At 61.2% G+C, this 14,748-nt stretch carries 15 protein-coding genes; 4 read left to right on the forward strand and 11 right to left on the reverse strand.

What is annotated here, in order from left to right; genetic code table 11:
* Positions 1-20: 20 nt before the first annotated feature.
* The 4 genes from CFBP5499_RS21085 to CFBP5499_RS21100 all read right to left on the reverse strand — a co-directional run bounded on the left by CFBP5499_RS21085 (position 21) and on the right by CFBP5499_RS21100 (position 4,476).
* Entirely contained in the window at positions 21-968 is a 948-nt protein-coding gene (locus CFBP5499_RS21085) for an ABC transporter permease (RefSeq protein WP_080828571.1), read from the reverse strand.
* On the reverse strand, positions 965-1,906 hold the full coding sequence (locus CFBP5499_RS21090; RefSeq protein WP_080828568.1) for an ABC transporter permease: 942 nt from the start codon (positions 1,904-1,906) through the stop codon (positions 965-967). The genes CFBP5499_RS21085 and CFBP5499_RS21090 overlap by 4 nt, the downstream gene beginning before the upstream one ends.
* Positions 1,903-3,366: an ATP-binding cassette domain-containing protein gene (locus CFBP5499_RS21095; RefSeq protein ID WP_080828564.1), complete on the reverse strand. Its 1,464-nt coding sequence runs from the start codon at positions 3,364-3,366 to the stop codon at positions 1,903-1,905. Before CFBP5499_RS21095 ends, CFBP5499_RS21090 begins: the two co-directional genes overlap by 4 nt.
* A gap of 93 nt (positions 3,367-3,459) precedes the next feature.
* A complete protein-coding gene (locus tag CFBP5499_RS21100) occupies positions 3,460-4,476 on the reverse strand; it encodes an ABC transporter substrate-binding protein (protein ID WP_080828561.1) in 1,017 nt (338 codons plus the stop codon).
* A gap of 306 nt (positions 4,477-4,782) precedes the next feature.
* On the opposite strand from CFBP5499_RS21100, the gene CFBP5499_RS21110 reads away from it, so the two are divergent.
* Together CFBP5499_RS21110 and CFBP5499_RS21115 are read left to right on the forward strand one after the other, a co-directional pair.
* Positions 4,783-6,018, forward strand: coding sequence for a GAF domain-containing sensor histidine kinase (locus CFBP5499_RS21110; RefSeq protein ID WP_080828559.1), 1,236 nt, complete (start codon positions 4,783-4,785; stop codon positions 6,016-6,018).
* A gap of 1 nt (position 6,019) precedes the next feature.
* Entirely contained in the window at positions 6,020-6,742 is a 723-nt protein-coding gene (locus tag CFBP5499_RS21115; RefSeq protein ID WP_080828556.1) for a response regulator transcription factor, read from the forward strand.
* Positions 6,743-6,745: 3 nt separating this feature from the next.
* On the opposite strand, the gene CFBP5499_RS21120 is transcribed toward CFBP5499_RS21115, so the two are convergent.
* Both CFBP5499_RS21120 and CFBP5499_RS21125 read right to left on the reverse strand, forming a co-directional pair.
* A complete protein-coding gene (locus tag CFBP5499_RS21120) occupies positions 6,746-7,762 on the reverse strand; it encodes a DNA topoisomerase IB (RefSeq protein ID WP_080828550.1) in 1,017 nt (338 codons plus the stop codon).
* An 87-nt stretch (positions 7,763-7,849) separates the two neighbouring features.
* Positions 7,850-9,073 carry a PQQ-dependent sugar dehydrogenase gene (locus tag CFBP5499_RS21125; protein ID WP_080828547.1) on the reverse strand — a complete coding sequence of 408 codons (1,224 nt, stop codon included), beginning with the start codon at positions 9,071-9,073 and terminating at the stop codon, positions 7,850-7,852.
* 184 nt (positions 9,074-9,257) lie between these two features.
* On the opposite strand from CFBP5499_RS21125, the gene CFBP5499_RS21130 reads away from it, so the two are divergent.
* Positions 9,258-9,443 (forward strand): hypothetical protein, encoded by a 186-nt coding sequence (locus tag CFBP5499_RS21130; protein WP_080828544.1) that lies wholly within the window; start codon positions 9,258-9,260, stop codon positions 9,441-9,443.
* Here the strand turns inward: CFBP5499_RS21130 and CFBP5499_RS21135 are convergent, their stop codons facing one another.
* From CFBP5499_RS21135 to CFBP5499_RS21145, 3 genes are read right to left on the reverse strand one after another with little or no spacing between them, the layout of a single operon-like run.
* Complete coding sequence (locus CFBP5499_RS21135) at positions 9,444-10,070, reverse strand: class I SAM-dependent methyltransferase (RefSeq protein WP_080828541.1); 627 nt, start codon at positions 10,068-10,070, stop codon at positions 9,444-9,446.
* An 8-nt stretch (positions 10,071-10,078) separates the two neighbouring features.
* A complete protein-coding gene (locus CFBP5499_RS21140) occupies positions 10,079-10,747 on the reverse strand; it encodes a pseudouridine synthase (RefSeq protein ID WP_080828539.1) in 669 nt (222 codons plus the stop codon).
* A 49-nt stretch (positions 10,748-10,796) separates the two neighbouring features.
* Entirely contained in the window at positions 10,797-11,384 is a 588-nt protein-coding gene (locus CFBP5499_RS21145; protein ID WP_080830150.1) for an IMPACT family protein, read from the reverse strand.
* Between the two features lie 52 nt (positions 11,385-11,436).
* Here CFBP5499_RS21145 and CFBP5499_RS21150 point away from each other — a divergent pair, with 52 nt between their 5' ends.
* Positions 11,437-12,681: a TIGR03862 family flavoprotein gene (locus tag CFBP5499_RS21150; RefSeq protein WP_175416844.1), complete on the forward strand. Its 1,245-nt coding sequence runs from the start codon at positions 11,437-11,439 to the stop codon at positions 12,679-12,681.
* Here CFBP5499_RS21150 and CFBP5499_RS21155 read toward each other — a convergent pair.
* Both CFBP5499_RS21155 and CFBP5499_RS21160 read right to left on the reverse strand, forming a co-directional pair.
* Positions 12,673-13,734: a quaternary amine ABC transporter ATP-binding protein gene (locus tag CFBP5499_RS21155; protein ID WP_080828534.1), complete on the reverse strand. Its 1,062-nt coding sequence runs from the start codon at positions 13,732-13,734 to the stop codon at positions 12,673-12,675. The genes CFBP5499_RS21150 and CFBP5499_RS21155 overlap by 9 nt on opposite strands.
* Positions 13,727-14,614 carry an ABC transporter permease gene (locus CFBP5499_RS21160; RefSeq protein WP_080828532.1) on the reverse strand — a complete coding sequence of 296 codons (888 nt, stop codon included), beginning with the start codon at positions 14,612-14,614 and terminating at the stop codon, positions 13,727-13,729. Before CFBP5499_RS21160 ends, CFBP5499_RS21155 begins: the two co-directional genes overlap by 8 nt.
* Positions 14,615-14,748: the final 134 nt, after the last annotated feature.

Consider the following 14,748-nt stretch of genomic DNA (forward strand, 5'->3'; position numbering starts at 1 on the left):
TTAGGCTTGTCGTTCGGGGTTCAGCGCGTGGCCTTGCGGCCGCTTGCCAGAAGAATGACTGAAATGATGATGAGGCCGGTAAGGATGAGGCGGATGCCGGCGCCGAAACCATAGGTGTTCAGCATCGATACCACCAGAAACATGAAAAGCGAGGCGCCCCAGATGCCGGGAACATTGGAATCCCCGCCCGCCACCGCCGTGCCGCCGATAACGACGACGGCAATGGACATCAGCAGATATTCCGATCCCATGTTGAGAGCAGCACCGCCGGAAAAGCTGGCAAGCAGATAACCGGCAATCGCCGCCAGCGCCGCGCAGAGCACATAGGTCACGAAACGGGCGCCATCCACGGGAATGCCGGTCATCCGGGCAGCGAAGGTGCTCTGGCCGATGGCGGCAATCCAGCGTCCGTAAAACGTGCGGTCGAGCAGCAGCCAGGCGACGACCGAGAGCAGCAGCGCAACAAGCGCCACATTCGGAATGCCGAAAGAGCTTGAGATCGCGAATGTCGCCAATGTTTCCGGCGGCTTGATGCGCAGGCCGCGGTTCGACCAGATGGCGATGGATTGCACGATGAAGCTCATCGAGAGGGTGGCGATGATCGGCGGAATGCGCAGGAGCTTGATCAGCGCATAATTGCCGATGCCGATGGCGATGCCGATCAGGATGGCGATCAGCAGTCCGGGCAGGATGAGGCTGTCCGACACATCCATGAATTTCAGGGCCAGCGTGCCTGACAAAGTCATCGTCGCGGGAACGCAGAGATCGATATTCCCGGGCCCGAGCGTGATGACGAACATCTGGCCGATGCCGACGATGACCGAGAAAGCCGCAAAGGTGAGCGCCGCATGCGACAGCCCGAAGGAGCTTGCGCCGCCGGTAAAGAGCACGGTGACGATCCACACCGCAACCGTTGCGGCAAAGGACCAGATCCATGGTTTTCTGGTGAGGGAAGAAAGTCCGTTCATTGGTTTTTCTCCCGCTTTTCGAGGCGGTTGAGCAGGATGCGCAGCGCCAGCACGATGATGAGGATCGCCCCCTGAGCGCCGATCTGCCAATCCGGCGAGATGCGCATGAAGGAGAGGAAGGAACCGGCGAGCGTCAGCGTCAGCGCGCCGATGACCGCGCCGATGGGCGACACCCTGCCGCCGACGAATTCGCCACCGCCGAGGATGACGCCGGCGATCGACAGCAGCGTGTAACGCAGGGCGATATTGGCATCGGCCGCAGTGGTCAGCCCGACAAGGGCGATGCCGGAAAGCACCGCGAAGAAACCGGCGAGCGCAAAGGTTGCGGCGCGAATGCCGACCACCGACCAGCCGGAGCGCTCGACCGAGCGGAAATTGCCGCCAACCCCGCGCATCAGCACACCGAAGGAGGAGCGCATGACGATGTAATGGGCGACGACCGCAATCAGGATGCTGGCGACGATGGCGATTGGCACGAAGGGCGGTTTCGCCGTCATCAGCGTGCGGATGAAGGCGGGCGCCTGACCACCGGGCGAGGGGAGGATGAGGACGGCAAGGCCGCCCCAGACGAAACTCATACCCAGCGTGACGACGATGGAAGGCAGGTTGCGTATGTGGATCATCGCGCCCAGTACCGCGTAAACCGCAATCGCCCCGGCAAAGATCGCAATGCCTGTCAGCGGCGAGGTTTGCAGAAAGGTGGCGGTGACGCAGGCGCAGAAACTGACGAAGGTTCCCATCGACAGGTCGAGATCGTTGACGGACATGATCAGCATCTGCGCAATGGTGGCGAGCGCAATCGGCACCGCCAGATTGAACAGCAGGTTAAGGCCGTTATAGCTCATGGCGCGCGGCTGCATGTAAAAGACGGCGGCGAGCAGGAAGGCGAGCGAGGCGGCAGGAATGATGAGGCGGAGCGCGTTTGCCGAGAGTTTCATGCGTGGTCTTCTCCCGCAAAGGAAGCGGCCAGTACATTCTGCTCGGTAATGTCATCGCCGACGAGTTCCGCCTGGATGGCGCCATCGCGGAAGACATAGACCCGGTCGCAGAGACGGATTTCATCCATTTCGGTGGAGTACCAGATGAAGGTACGGCCGTGGGAGGCTTCGGTTCTCAAGATGTCATAGACCTCCTGTTTGGTGCCGATATCGACGCCGCGCATCGGGTCATCCATCAAAACCGTGCTGGCTGTGGTGGTAAGCGCGCGGGCGAAAAGCACCTTCTGCTGGTTGCCGCCGGAGAGGGAGAGGATCTTGTTGCCCATATCGGGCGTGCGGATTTCGATGCGCTTTTTCCACTGATCGCCGCGTTCGGTTTCCTTCGTCCTGTCCACCATGCCTGCGGATGAGATATCCCGGAGCGAAGCGATGGACAGGTTCTTGAGGATGCTCCACAGCGGGAAGGTGCCGTTCAGGCTGCGGTCACCCGCCACGAAGGCGATATCGGTCTTGCGCGCCGGCAGCCAGCTGCTGTTGCGGGCAAGGTAAAGATCGAGAAGCGCTTCCGTCTGACCATGGCCGCCGAGACCGGCAAGGCCGATGATCTCGCCCCGAAATGCCTTGAAGGCAAGACCGTCGCCCCGGCGCGCCGGCATGGACAGCACCTTTTCGCCCGCCTTGCGGTTTTCGCTTTTCTGCCTGTCCTGCGGCTTGACGACGCTGCCCATGGCTTCCACCAGCGTGCGCGTCGTGAAGTCGCCCGCCGCCCGGTCGGCCACCACACGGCCATCCTTCATGACAACGATGCGGGTGGCCGTCGAAAGGATTTCGCCGAGAATATGCGAGATCAGCAGCACCGAGCCGCCCGTGCGGACAAAACGGCGGACATAATCCATTAATTGTTCGGCAAGGCCGGCGTCGAGCGAGGAGGTGGGTTCATCGAGGATCACCAGCCTCGGGGCGTCAGGCGTGCGGCAGAAATTGATGGCGATTTCCACCATCTGTCGTTCGGCAATGGAAAGTTCGGCAATCGTCAGCTCGCAATCGATGCCATGCCCGGGAAAAATCTCGTCCAGCGTCTGTCGGATCATGGAAAGGGCGCGACCGCGCCAGTTCCGTCCGCTGATAGTGGCATGCATGATGCGGACATTTTCGCTGATCGTCAGGTTGGGGCAGAGCGACAGTTCCTGAAACACGCAGCGCACGCCGCTGGCGCGCGCGGCCGCGATGCCGTGGCGGTTCTGGTCACTGCCGTAGGAAATGGAGCCTTCATGCGGCGTCAACCCGCCATTGATGACGTTGACGATGGTGGATTTGCCCGCGCCATTATGGCCGACGAGCCCGAGGCATTCGCCGGCACGGATGACGAGATCGACCCCGTCAAGCGCCTTGACCGCGCCGAACACGACCTTCACGCCGCGCGCGGCGACGACTTCTTCCGCCTCGATGATGTCATTCATGAGCAATTACGCCAGTGATCTGATGATATGGGTGGTTGTTGCGGCGCCCTTTTTGGGGGCGCCGCAATCGGTCACATCGGACGGTGCCCGGCCTTACTTGGCCGATGCGATGGCCTTCTTGGCGTCTTCCTGCGAATATTCCACATTCGCGACGCCGCCCTTCTGGGTGTTCTTAAGGTTCTCCTCAAGATTGCCCTGATCGATGCGCAGGAACGGAACGGTCAGGTCCTTTTTCACGTCCTTGCCGTCGAGAATCTGCTGCGCCACCCAGAAAGCGAGCGTCGAGACACCGGGGGCGATGGAGACCGACATGGTCTCGTAGCCGCTCGCGTCCTTCTGCTGTTTCCACCATTGCAACTCGTCCTCGCGGTTGCCCATGACGATGGTGGGTGTCGGGCGCTTGGCAGCGGCGAAGGCCTGTGCGGCACCGTAACCGTCACCGCCCTGGGTCACGACAGCGGCGACTTCGGGAAGGCTGGGCAGAATGCCGGCGACGGCGCGCTGGGCGACATCCTGCGCCCAGTCGCCATTGACCGAACCGACAATCTTGAACTGCGGGTTCTTGGCGACACCGGCGGCGATGCCCGCATGGATTTCGTCATCCACGGAAACGCCGGCGAGACCGCGGATTTCGAGCAGGTTGCCGCCCTTCGGCATGGCCTTGGCGAGATAATCGATCTGGCTTGCGCCCATCGCCTTGAAGTCGACGGCGATACGCCAGGCGCAGGGTTCGGTGACGATGCCGTCGAAGGACACGACGGTGATGCCGGCATCACAGGCTTCCTTCACCGCGCCGTTGAGCGCGGTCGGCGAAGCGGCGTTGATGACGATGGCGTCATAACCCTGCAGGATGAGGTTCTGGATCTGGGCAGCCTGTTCGGTCGCCTGGTTTTCGGCTGTGGTGAAGGCGTCAGCGGCGGCCACCTGTTTGTCGGCCACGGCCTGCTTGGTGATCTTGTCCCAGCTCGTCAGCATCGCCTGACGCCAGGAATTGCCGGCATAATTGTTTGAAAGCGCAATTTTTTTAGCCGACGTATCGGCTTGAGCGGTGATCGGCAGAGCTGCGCATGCGACAGCGGCCGATGCCAGAAGCATCTTTCTGAAAGCCATTGATTTCCTCCCTGGTGGCTTGCCCTTTCGGGGTCCGGAACCTTCACCTGCCGCAAATCTCCTCGGCGGCAGACGAAATCCCGTTGCACTGGAGCTCCGTTCCCCAGTACAAGCGAGAATGACCAAGAAGATTTGGCTTGTATAGGCAGATCACGGCAATCTTCCTGCGGGTTTCCGCAGAAAGCATGCGGGAACCCGCAGGACGAAACGGCATTGCCGGGCGCAGAATGAATGATGCGGCGTACTGATGTGTCGAACTGCGCCGCCTGATGTCGATAAGGCAGGCGCTTGGGAGGGCGTCCGTATATGCTGGATACGCCGAAAAGCGCTCTTTTCCACCACTATATGGGTATTTCGCGGCTGCTCGCCGGGCAGCTGGAATTTAACGCCATCATTCAGGCTGTCGCCACCGAGATCAGCCATATCATCCCGCATGACCATATGGATGTCTGCATCAAGCAGCTGGATGATAAATATCACATCGCCTATGAGAGTGGTCTGGTCAGCGCCTGGAGCCGGCAGCCGCCCGCCCTGTTGACCGGCAGCCCGATCCGGTCCCTGCTGTCAGGTGCGGTCGAATATCTTTTGAGTGGCGATGCATGCGCCGATCCGCGCTTTCATTTCGAAGGGTCGTTTTCAAGCCCGATCATCGAACTTGGCCTGCATAGCCGCCTGCATGTGCCGATGAAGGTGCATGGCGACATTATCGGCGCGCTCAGTTGCTCTTCGCACCAGTCGAATGCCTATACGATGGAGGATGTGGCCAATGCCCGCGCGGTCGCCGATCTGCTGGCGCCCTATTTCTACGCCATCCGCGCCGCCGAACAGGCCAAACGCTCGGCCATCGAGGAGGCGCGCGCCAATGCCCGCGAAGAAGGTCTGCGCCTCGGCGCGCTGCAATTGACGGAGGCGCTGGAGGCCGAGCGGCAACGCATCGGCATGGACCTGCACGACCAGACGCTGGCCGATCTGACGCGGCTTGCGCGTCGCATCGAGCGCATGAGCCATTCGACCGATGTCTCGGGCGAGATGCTGGAACCGGTTGTGCGCAGCCTGCAGCATTGCATGCAGGACCTGCGTGAGATCATCGAGGAGGCAAAACCCTCGATCCTGCAATTGTTCGGCGTCGTTGAGGCGATCGAGACCTACGTGGATCGCTCCGTGCGCGACAGCGGTTCGGCAATCGTGTGGTCTGTCACGGATGAGACGGACGGGCTGGTGGAGAGGCTCGACAAGACGGTGGCCATTTCCCTTTTCCGCATCGTGCAGGAGGCGGTCAATAACGCCATTCGCCATGCCCAGCCGGAAACGATTGCCGTGAACCTCAGCGCCGTCGATGGCGGGCTGAGGGTGACGGTCAGCGATGACGGCAATGGAGGCGGCGACGGCGCGGCCTCCGGCGGTCTCGGCATCGGCAACATGAAGACGCGGGCGCGGCTGATTTCGGCGAGATTCGATATTGGCGGCAACGGCACCGGGGCGGGAACCCGCATCACCGTGACCTTGCCGGAAGGTGCTTTCGACAGTCGGGAGGATGTGTGACATGGACGTGCTGATCGTCGAGGACGATGCGCTGCACCGCGCCTATCTGAATGAGGCTGTCAGAGCTGCTCTGCCGGAATGCGACAAGGTTCTCGAGGCCGCAAATGGCAGAACCGGCGAAAAACTCGCCCGCGAAAACCGGGCGGCCCATATCGTCATGGATTTGCAGATGAACGAGCGCAACGGCATCGAGGCGGCGCGCACCATCTGGAAGGAAAGGCCTGACACACGCATCCTGTTCTGGTCGAACTATTCGGACGAGGCCTATGTGCGCGGTGTTTCCCGCATCGTGCCTGAAGGCGCCGCCTACGGCTATGTGCTGAAATCGGCCTCCGATGATCGTCTGCGGCTGGCGCTGCGCAGCATCTTCATCGAGGCGCAATGTGTGATCGACCGGGAAGTGCGCGGGTTGCAGGAAAAGAGCCTCGGAAAAGCGCATGGCTTTACCGATTCCGAATATGAAATCCTTGTCGACGTCGCGCTCGGCCTTACAGACAAAGCGATTGCGCGCCGCCGCAACCTGTCGCTGCGCAGTGTGCAAAACCGGCTGCAGAGCCTTTATGAGAAACTGAATGTGCATCAGGCAGCCGGCGATGACGAAGCGGAAGGGCGGTACAATCTCCGGACCCGCGCCGTGACCGTGGCTTTCCTGCGCAAGCTCCTGAATTACAGCGCTCTCGAAAGGGCCGAGCGGGATCTGGCGGAGTGGGCTGCTAGCCGCTGACCGCTAGGGAAGAAAGGCGAGCAGCCGCCTTTCATCGGCCCTGAGGCCGGAGACGGGCTTTGCGCCGACCTTCAGGATGCGACCGAGTTTTTTTCGTGCCTTTTCTTCTGTCGCAATGTCGAGAACAGCGGGGTGCACATAACTCTTGCGGCAGATGGCGGGCGTATTGGAAAGCTCGGCTGCCGCGGCCTGGCACATGCCCTTGATGCTCGGTTTTTCACCCGCCGCCACATGTTCCATCGCGTTGCAGAAAGCCGCAAGCGTTCCGCCCCAGGTGCGGAAGGTCTTGGCCGAAATGCCCTGACCGCCAATGCGGGAGAGGTAAGCGTTGAGGTCGCTGGAATCGACGGAATGCACCCGGTTTTCGCTATCCTGCCAGACGAAGAGTTCCTTGCCGGGCAGATCGGCGATTTCCTCGAGGATTTTCTGAAGGCGCGGGTGGCGTAACTGCCGCTTCACTTTCTGACCGCCCTTGGCGGCAAACCGCAGTTCGATGGTCTCACCGAAGGAGACGTGGCGTTTCAGCAGGGTCGTCGCGCCATAGGTGCCATTGGTTTCGAGATAGGAGCGGTTGCCGACGCGCAGATAGGCCGCATCAAGCAATAGGGTAAGCGCCGCGAGCGTCATCTCCTGCCCGTGATCCTGCTTTTCGACATCGGCAATGGCCCGGCGGCGGATGGCGGGCAAGGCCTTACCGAAGCTTTTCAGCTGGAAGAACTTCGTCTCACCCCGGAGCGCGTGCCAGTCGGGATGATAGCGATATTGTTTTCGCCCGCGCGCATCGAAGCCGGTGGCCTGTAGATGGCCTGCCGGGTCGATGCATATCCATACGTCCCTGTAGGCGGGCGGCACGCCGAGCGATTTGATGCGTTTCAGTTCGACGCTATCGGAGAGGAGTTCGCCGCCCGGCAACCGGTAGCAGAAACCGCGCCCGCGTTTCTCGCGGGCAATACCCGGCTCCTGATCATTGACATAGGCAAGTCCGATTTTGGCAAGAAGGCGGGTCGGCGGTTGTGGCATTGTTTTTCCCGGCAGGTTTCACGCTGCGGCAAACGAAAAACAGGCCGCCTTCGTTCCGGCGGCCTGTCGCTCCGATCATGAGTTTTCTCAACCGGCCTTGGCGATCCGCAGAATCTGCGAGTCTCCACCGCCGCGCTCTTCGGTCACGGCGTAGACCGCGCCATCCGGCCCGATCTTCACGTCGCGGATACGCGCTTCGAGCGGCAGGCGGCTTTCGGTCGCGACCTTGTCGCCGTCAATGTGCAGAATGACGAGGCCCTGGCTCACCAGACCGCCGACGATGAAGGCACCCTTCCATTCGGGAATCAGTTCGCCATCATAATAGGCCATGCCCGACGGGCCGATGACCGGGTCCCAATAATAGACCGGATGCTCCATGCCTTTCCTGGCCGTGACACCGTCACCGACGGACCGGCCGCTATATTCGACGCCATAGGTGATGACGGGCCAGCCGTAATTCAGTCCCGCTTTCGGCAGGTTCAGCTCATCGCCGCCCTTGGGGCCATGTTCTACGGTCCAGAGCCTGCCCTCTCCATCCAGTGCCGCCGCCTGCATGTTGCGGTGACCATAGCTCCAGATTTCGGGAAGCGCATTCTGCTTTCCGGCGAAGGGGTTGCCCTCAAACGCCTTGCCTTCGGTATCGATGCGGAAGACCTTGCCGAGACCGCTCGACAGATCCTGCGCCTGCACGCGCGGCTTCGCGTCCGAACGTTCGCCAACAGTGACGTAAAGCTCGTTGTTTGGGCCGAAGACGAGGCGGGAGCCGAAATGTTTGTCGCCGTCATAGGTCGGCATCTGGCGGAAAATCACCGAGACGTCTTCCAGCTTTGCCGTGCCGCCCTCTTCGGTCAGCTGGGCGGAGGCTACTGAAGTGCCGTTGCCGCCATCACGCGGTTCGGAGAAGGAGAAGAATATCTTGCGCGATGTCTCGAAATCCGGCGCCAGTGCTATGTCGAGAAGACCGCCCTGCCCATCGGAGGCGACCTCAGGCACGCCTTCTATCGCCGGGCTGGCCTTGCCATCGGCGATGATGTGCATGGCGCCTTCCTTGGCGGCGACGATCATGCGGCCATCGGGCAGGAATTCCATGGACCACAGATGCGGCAAACCCTCGGCGATAACGGTTTTTTCGATGCTTGGCTGGGTGGCGGCCTGCGGTGCGCGGGTCTGACCTTCAAAAGCCGGTTTCTGATCCGGTGCATTGGCCCGCTTCGTCTCGGCGGTGGTCTGGGCGTGGGCGGCGCCGGCAAGCGGCACGGCGAGCATCGCGCACAGGATCGTCGAACTCAGAAATCGGTTGTTGCGGAACATGGGTCTCCCTTCCTTCGTTTAGGTCACGCAGGAAACCATTTGGGGAGGATTTCGTTTCCTTCGAGAGTTTCAAGAAAACTTGATCATTGCGCGTGCAGACGCCACGCTTCTTTCTCATCCATGCGAATTCATAGGGAACCGCGAGGCATGAGCGACGTTTGACCTCTGATACACGGAGGGTGCCATGCAGATCATCGACAACAAGACGATAGACGGGAACAGACCGAAGCCGATCCTCAACGTCGCGGAATTCTGCCGCCGTTACCGGCTGGATAAGACCGAGGAAGTCAGGCTCAGAAAGCTGTTCGGCGAGTTCGCCTCCCGGCACGAGCTTCTGATGAACGCGCAGCGCAAGCCCAGCTTCCGCTAATCATTCCTCCGGATCGGCAGATTTTCCGAAGATCATGAAGACATCATAACGGGTATTTTTGCCCATTATCTGATGCGAGGGCTTGCGAATGCCCGGCATCGGCTCGGCCCGCAGCGGCCATTTCAGCACCACCCGTTTCGTCGCATGTTCAAGCGCCACCTGCATCAGCTCCACCTGATCGGGATCGGAACCCACAAGTTCCCGCAGCACGCGCATTTCCTTTTTCACCAGCGCCGTATTGTGGCGGGGCGGATGCATGGGGTCGATGACGACAACCTCGGGTGAAAGCTCTTTCAGCAATTGACGGGAATCACCCTGCAGCAGCGTCATGCGCGCCGCCGCCTCGGCATAAGCGCCGCCCGCCTCCAGGGCGCGGCTGATACCATCGGCCAGATGGGCATGCATGTCCGGTGATCGTTCGATAAGGGTGACGTCAGCTCCGAGCGACGCGAGCAGGAAGGCATCCCGCCCCAGACCGGCCGTGGCATCGACGATTTTCGGCGTGCGGCCTTTGGTAAAACCGGCGGCTTTCGGCAGGGCCTGTCCGCGCCCTTCGCCGGAGCGGAAACGGTGGCCGACCGCGCCGCCGACAAAATCCACCACGAAACTTTCGTTTTCTTCCTTCATCTGCAACCTCAGAACGGGCAGGGCACGGTATAGATGACGTCGCGGCCATCGGGGTGGCGAAAGCCCACCTCTTGCGCATGCAGCATCAGACGCGGTGCGGCGGCGAGCGCTTCACCTTCGGCATAAAATTCATCGCCGAGAATGGGGTGGCCAAGCGCCTTCATATGCACCCGCAATTGGTGGGTGCGGCCGGTGAGGGGCGTAAGCGCCAACCTCGTCGCAGGAAGCGGCAATCGCTCCAATACCCGCCAAAGGCTTTGCGCCGGCTTGCCATTTTCATGGTCTACGCGGTGGCGGGGCTTGTTGTCGGGATCGATTGCCAGCGGCAGGTCCACTTCGCCCTCTTCGCCCGCAACCGCGCCCCAGACGATGGCCACATAGGACTTGCGCGTCTCACGCTTCTCGAACTGGGCGGCAATCGCCGCATGCGCCTTGCGGTTCAGGGACATCAGCACGATGCCTGACGTGTCCTTGTCCAGCCGGTTGATCATCAGCGCTTTGGGGAACTGTTTCTGCACCCGCGTCATCAGGCTGTCGGAAAGCGCCGGATCGCGCCCTGGCACGGAGAGAAGCCCGCTCGGCTTGTCCAGCACCAGCAGGTCGTCATCCCGGTGCACGATGGTGAGCCAGGGGTCGAGAGGCGGATTGTAGATGGGGTTGGAAAACTCAGATGACATATCGCTTCCTTAGCACGAATTACGCATTCGGACAGTCGCTGGACATGTTCTAGTCCGGAATGTGAAGATTGACGCGCCCGCTGGTCAGGTCGCTCAAGAGCCGGGTCAGCCGTTCGGTTTCTTCGGCCGGAACGGAAAGCAGCATATCCGCGCCGGTGCCGGTGAAATCTTCCCTCTCCAGTCGCAGGTTCGGCGTGGCAGACAGCCGCGATTTCACCAGCGCCAGATCGGAGAAGGGGCAGATCAAGGTCGCGCTTACATAGGCGATGACGGGTGAGGTCTCGCCCAGCCGAAGGCAGGCCGCCGCCGTGCCGCCATAGGCGCGCATCAGCCCGCCGCTGCCGAGCAGGATGCCGCCGAACCAGCGGATGACGACAACCGCGACATTATCGAGCGCCTGACCGTCTATCGCCTGAAGGATCGGTTTTCCCGCCGTGCCGGAAGGCTCGCCGTCGTCGCTGAAACGATAGGTCTGGCCGCTTCGCCAGGCCCAGCAATTATGGTTGGCATCGGGGTCCGAATGCACTGCCAGAAAGTTCTTCGCATCCTCCTCACCGGTTACCGGTGCGGCAAAGGCGATGAAGCGGCTTTTTTTGATATCCTGCGAAAAGGTGACGGAGCGGTCGAGGGTGAACATACGCGTTCAATATCGCATATATTCGCGCCCGGAAATCGGTATAAGGCTCTCAATGGTAAAGATGGCTATGGAGAGGGTTTTGAGCGAGGGAAGGCAGGTCGCGATTATCGGCGGCGGGCCGGCGGGGCTGATGGCGGCCGAGATGCTCTCGTCCGCGGGCCATGCCGTGACGGTGTTCGAGGCGATGCCGACCGTGGCGCGCAAATTGCTGATGGCCGGAAAATCCGGCCTCAACATCACCCATGCCGAAGATTACGACAGTTTCCGCCACCGTTTTGGCGAGGCGGAACCGAGGTTGCATGCTGCTCTCGATGATTTCACGCCTGACATGCTGCGCGGCTGGGCTGAGCGGCTGGGGCAGGAAACCTTTGTCGGCACCTCCGGCCGGGTGTTTCCCAGGGTGATGAAGGCTTCGCCATTGTTGCGCGCCTGGCTCGTCCGGCTGGAAGCGCAGGGCGTCACCATCAGGACGCGGCATCGTTGGACGGGTTTTTCGGGCGACCGGCTGGTGTTTGCAACGCCTGATGGCGAGGTCATCATCAAGGCCGATGCCGTGCTGATGGCGCTCGGTGGTGCGAGCTGGCCACGGCTCGGCTCCGATGCCGCCTGGGTGCCGGTGCTGGCGGCCAAAGGTGTGGAGATCGCCCCCTTCCGTCCCGCCAATTGCGGTTTCGATGTCGATTGGAGCGAGATTTTCCGCCAGCGTTTTGCCGGCGAGGCCGTGAAATCCACCGTGACCATGTCTCCGGCCGGAGCCTTTCAGGGCGAATTCGTGATAACGAAGCACGGCATCGAGGGTAGCGTGGTCTATGCCCATTCCACCGCACTGCGCGACCGGCTGGAACAGACGGGCAGCGCGTCACTCGCGATTGATCTTGCAGCCGGACGCACGGTGGAACGGCTCAGCCGCGACCTGGCAAAGCTTGGCCGGAAGGAGAGTTTCGCAAACCGCATGCGTAAGGCCGCCGGCCTCTCCGCCGTCAAGGTCGGGCTGCTGCGGGAGATATTCCCCGATATCGCGGCCATGCCGGATGATTTTGCCGCAGCGAGAGTAAAACACATGGAGATACCGCTCCTGCGGCCGCGGCCGATTGCCGAGGCGATTTCGGCAGCCGGCGGCGTCGCATGGAGCGGTGTCGATGAAAACTACATGCTGGAACGCATCCCCGGCATATTCGTTGCCGGGGAAATGCTGGACTGGGAAGCGCCAACCGGCGGTTATCTGCTGACCGCCTGCTTCGCCACCGGCAAGGCGGCGGCGAAGGGTATGGCCAGATGGCTTGAAGGTTCAGCCTGACAGCCGCTCCGCCATGCCGCCTTCCTCACTATTCGCGGTCCTGACGAGGCAGCGCATGATGGCATCGGTGGTAACAGTGCCGAGTACCTTGGCATTTTCCCCGACAACCGTGGCGCTGCTGACATTTTCACGGACGAGTGCACGCAGGCCTTCCTCAACCGTCATATCCGCATCGAGCTGAAGGCGGGACTGGCCGGAGAATTCCGGCTGCACGATGGCGCCGAGGCGAATGACCCTGCCGCGATTGACCTCTTCCACGAAGGCCTCGATATAGCTGTCGGCTGGCGACATGACGATCTCGGCGGCCGTGCCCTGCTGGATGATCTCGCCGTCACGCAGGATGGCGATCTTGTCGCCGAGCCGCAGCGCCTCGTCGAGATCGTGGGTGATGAAGACCACGGTTTTCTTCAACTCCTTCTGCAGTTCCAGAAGCACCGTCTGCATGTCGACGCGGATCAGTGGATCGAGTGCGGAATAGGCTTCGTCCATCAAAAGGATTTCGGCATTGTTGGTCAGTGCGCGGGCGAGGCCGACACGCTGCTGCATACCGCCGGAAAGCTGGTTGGGATAATGGTTGGAAAAACCCTCGAGCCCTACACGCCTGATCCAGACTTCGGCCCGTTCCTCGCGCTCGCGCTTGTCGACGCCCTGCACCTCAAGGCCGTAGACGACGTTTTGCAGCACGTTGCGATGCGGCAGCAGGCCGAATTTCTGGAATACCATCGCCGTCTTGTGGCGGCGGAATTCCAGAAGATCTGCTTCGTTGAGGCGACAGACATCGGTGCCGCCATAGAGGATTTCGCCGGCAGTCGGGTCGATCAGCCGGTTGACGTGGCGGATCAGCGTCGATTTGCCCGAGCCGGAAAGGCCCATGATGACGGTGATCTGCCCGCCCGGCATGGTGATGTTGATGTCGCGCAGGCCAAGCACATGGCCATGCGTGGTGTTGAGCTCGGCCTTGGACATGCCGGCCTTCACGGCTTCGACATGATTTGCCGCCTTGGAGCCGAAAATCTTGTAGAGGCTGCGAATTTCGATCGATTGACTAGCCATGCGCCACTTCCCGGTGTTTTTGCAGGCGAAGGCCATAGGCCTGGCTGATGCGGTCGAAGATGATGGCGATGCCGACGATGGCAAGCCCGTTGAACACGCCGAGCGTGAAATACTGGTTGGCGATGGCCTTCAGCACCGGCTGACCAAGACCCTGCACGCCGATCATGGAGGCGATGACGACCATGGCGAGCGCCATCATGATGGTCTGGTTGATGCCGGCCATGATGGTGGGGAGTGCGAGCGGCAGCTGCACCTTGAACAGTTTCTGGCGCTTGGAGGAACCGAAAGCGTCGGCCGCCTCCAGCACGTCGTGGTCGACCATGCGGATACCGAGATTGGTCAGCCGGATCATGGGCGGAATGGCGTAGATGATGACGGCGATGACGCCGGGCACGCGGCCGATGCCCAGCAGCATGACGACGGGAATGAGATAAACGAAACTCGGCATCGTCTGCATCACGTCGAGGACGGGATTGACCACGTTCTGCAGGCGGTTGGACCGTGCCATGGCGATGCCGATCGGCAGGCCGATGACGATGGACATCACCGCGCAGACGAAGATCATCGAGACCGTCTTCATCGTGTCTTCCCACATGCCGAACCAGCCGATGGCGAAAAGAATGCCGCAACACAGTGAAACGATGGTGGCGCTGCGGCTGCCAAACCAGGCAAGCGCGCCGACAATAAGAATAACGACCGGCCAGGGCGCACCGATCAAAAGCCTTTCCGCCCAGATGAGAAAGCTCTGCAGGGGTGTGAACAGCCCCTCTATCGCGCCACCATAGGTTCGGGTGAATCCCCGGAATCCCTCGTCGATGACTTTTTTCAGCGCGCGCAGAGCATCGTCATTCATGGTCGGAAATTTGAAAAGCCATTCCATATCCTGTTCTCCATGAAGAACCGGAGGCGGGGATCAATATCCTCCGCACTCCGGGGGTAAAATCGCCAGAGCGCCGCGCGTCCTTCAGGACGCAGGGCGGAACGCTCTGTTGAACCGGCGCATCATCACCCGGA

Source organism: Agrobacterium tumefaciens, assembly GCF_005221325.1.
Classification (GTDB): domain Bacteria; phylum Pseudomonadota; class Alphaproteobacteria; order Rhizobiales; family Rhizobiaceae; genus Agrobacterium.

Excerpts from the sequence above, each read along its gene's own strand:
- CFBP5499_RS21085 (WP_080828571.1), bottom strand. The coding sequence starts at position 968 with ATGAACGGACTTTCTTCCCTCACCAGAAAACCATGGATCTGGTCCTTT.
- CFBP5499_RS21090 (WP_080828568.1), bottom strand. The coding sequence starts at position 1,906 with ATGAAACTCTCGGCAAACGCGCTCCGCCTCATCATTCCTGCCGCCTCG.
- CFBP5499_RS21095 (WP_080828564.1), bottom strand. The coding sequence starts at position 3,366 with ATGAATGACATCATCGAGGCGGAAGAAGTCGTCGCCGCGCGCGGCGTG.
- CFBP5499_RS21100 (WP_080828561.1), bottom strand. The coding sequence starts at position 4,476 with ATGGCTTTCAGAAAGATGCTTCTGGCATCGGCCGCTGTCGCATGCGCA.
- CFBP5499_RS21110 (WP_080828559.1), top strand. The coding sequence starts at position 4,783 with ATGCTGGATACGCCGAAAAGCGCTCTTTTCCACCACTATATGGGTATT.
- CFBP5499_RS21115 (WP_080828556.1), top strand. The coding sequence starts at position 6,020 with ATGGACGTGCTGATCGTCGAGGACGATGCGCTGCACCGCGCCTATCTG.
- CFBP5499_RS21120 (WP_080828550.1), bottom strand. The coding sequence starts at position 7,762 with ATGCCACAACCGCCGACCCGCCTTCTTGCCAAAATCGGACTTGCCTAT.
- CFBP5499_RS21125 (WP_080828547.1), bottom strand. The coding sequence starts at position 9,073 with ATGTTCCGCAACAACCGATTTCTGAGTTCGACGATCCTGTGCGCGATG.
- CFBP5499_RS21130 (WP_080828544.1), top strand. The coding sequence starts at position 9,258 with ATGCAGATCATCGACAACAAGACGATAGACGGGAACAGACCGAAGCCG.
- CFBP5499_RS21135 (WP_080828541.1), bottom strand. The coding sequence starts at position 10,070 with ATGAAGGAAGAAAACGAAAGTTTCGTGGTGGATTTTGTCGGCGGCGCG.
- CFBP5499_RS21140 (WP_080828539.1), bottom strand. The coding sequence starts at position 10,747 with ATGTCATCTGAGTTTTCCAACCCCATCTACAATCCGCCTCTCGACCCC.
- CFBP5499_RS21145 (WP_080830150.1), bottom strand. The coding sequence starts at position 11,384 with ATGTTCACCCTCGACCGCTCCGTCACCTTTTCGCAGGATATCAAAAAA.
- CFBP5499_RS21150 (WP_175416844.1), top strand. The coding sequence starts at position 11,437 with ATGGTAAAGATGGCTATGGAGAGGGTTTTGAGCGAGGGAAGGCAGGTC.
- CFBP5499_RS21155 (WP_080828534.1), bottom strand. The coding sequence starts at position 13,734 with ATGGCTAGTCAATCGATCGAAATTCGCAGCCTCTACAAGATTTTCGGC.
- CFBP5499_RS21160 (WP_080828532.1), bottom strand. The coding sequence starts at position 14,614 with ATGGAATGGCTTTTCAAATTTCCGACCATGAATGACGATGCTCTGCGC.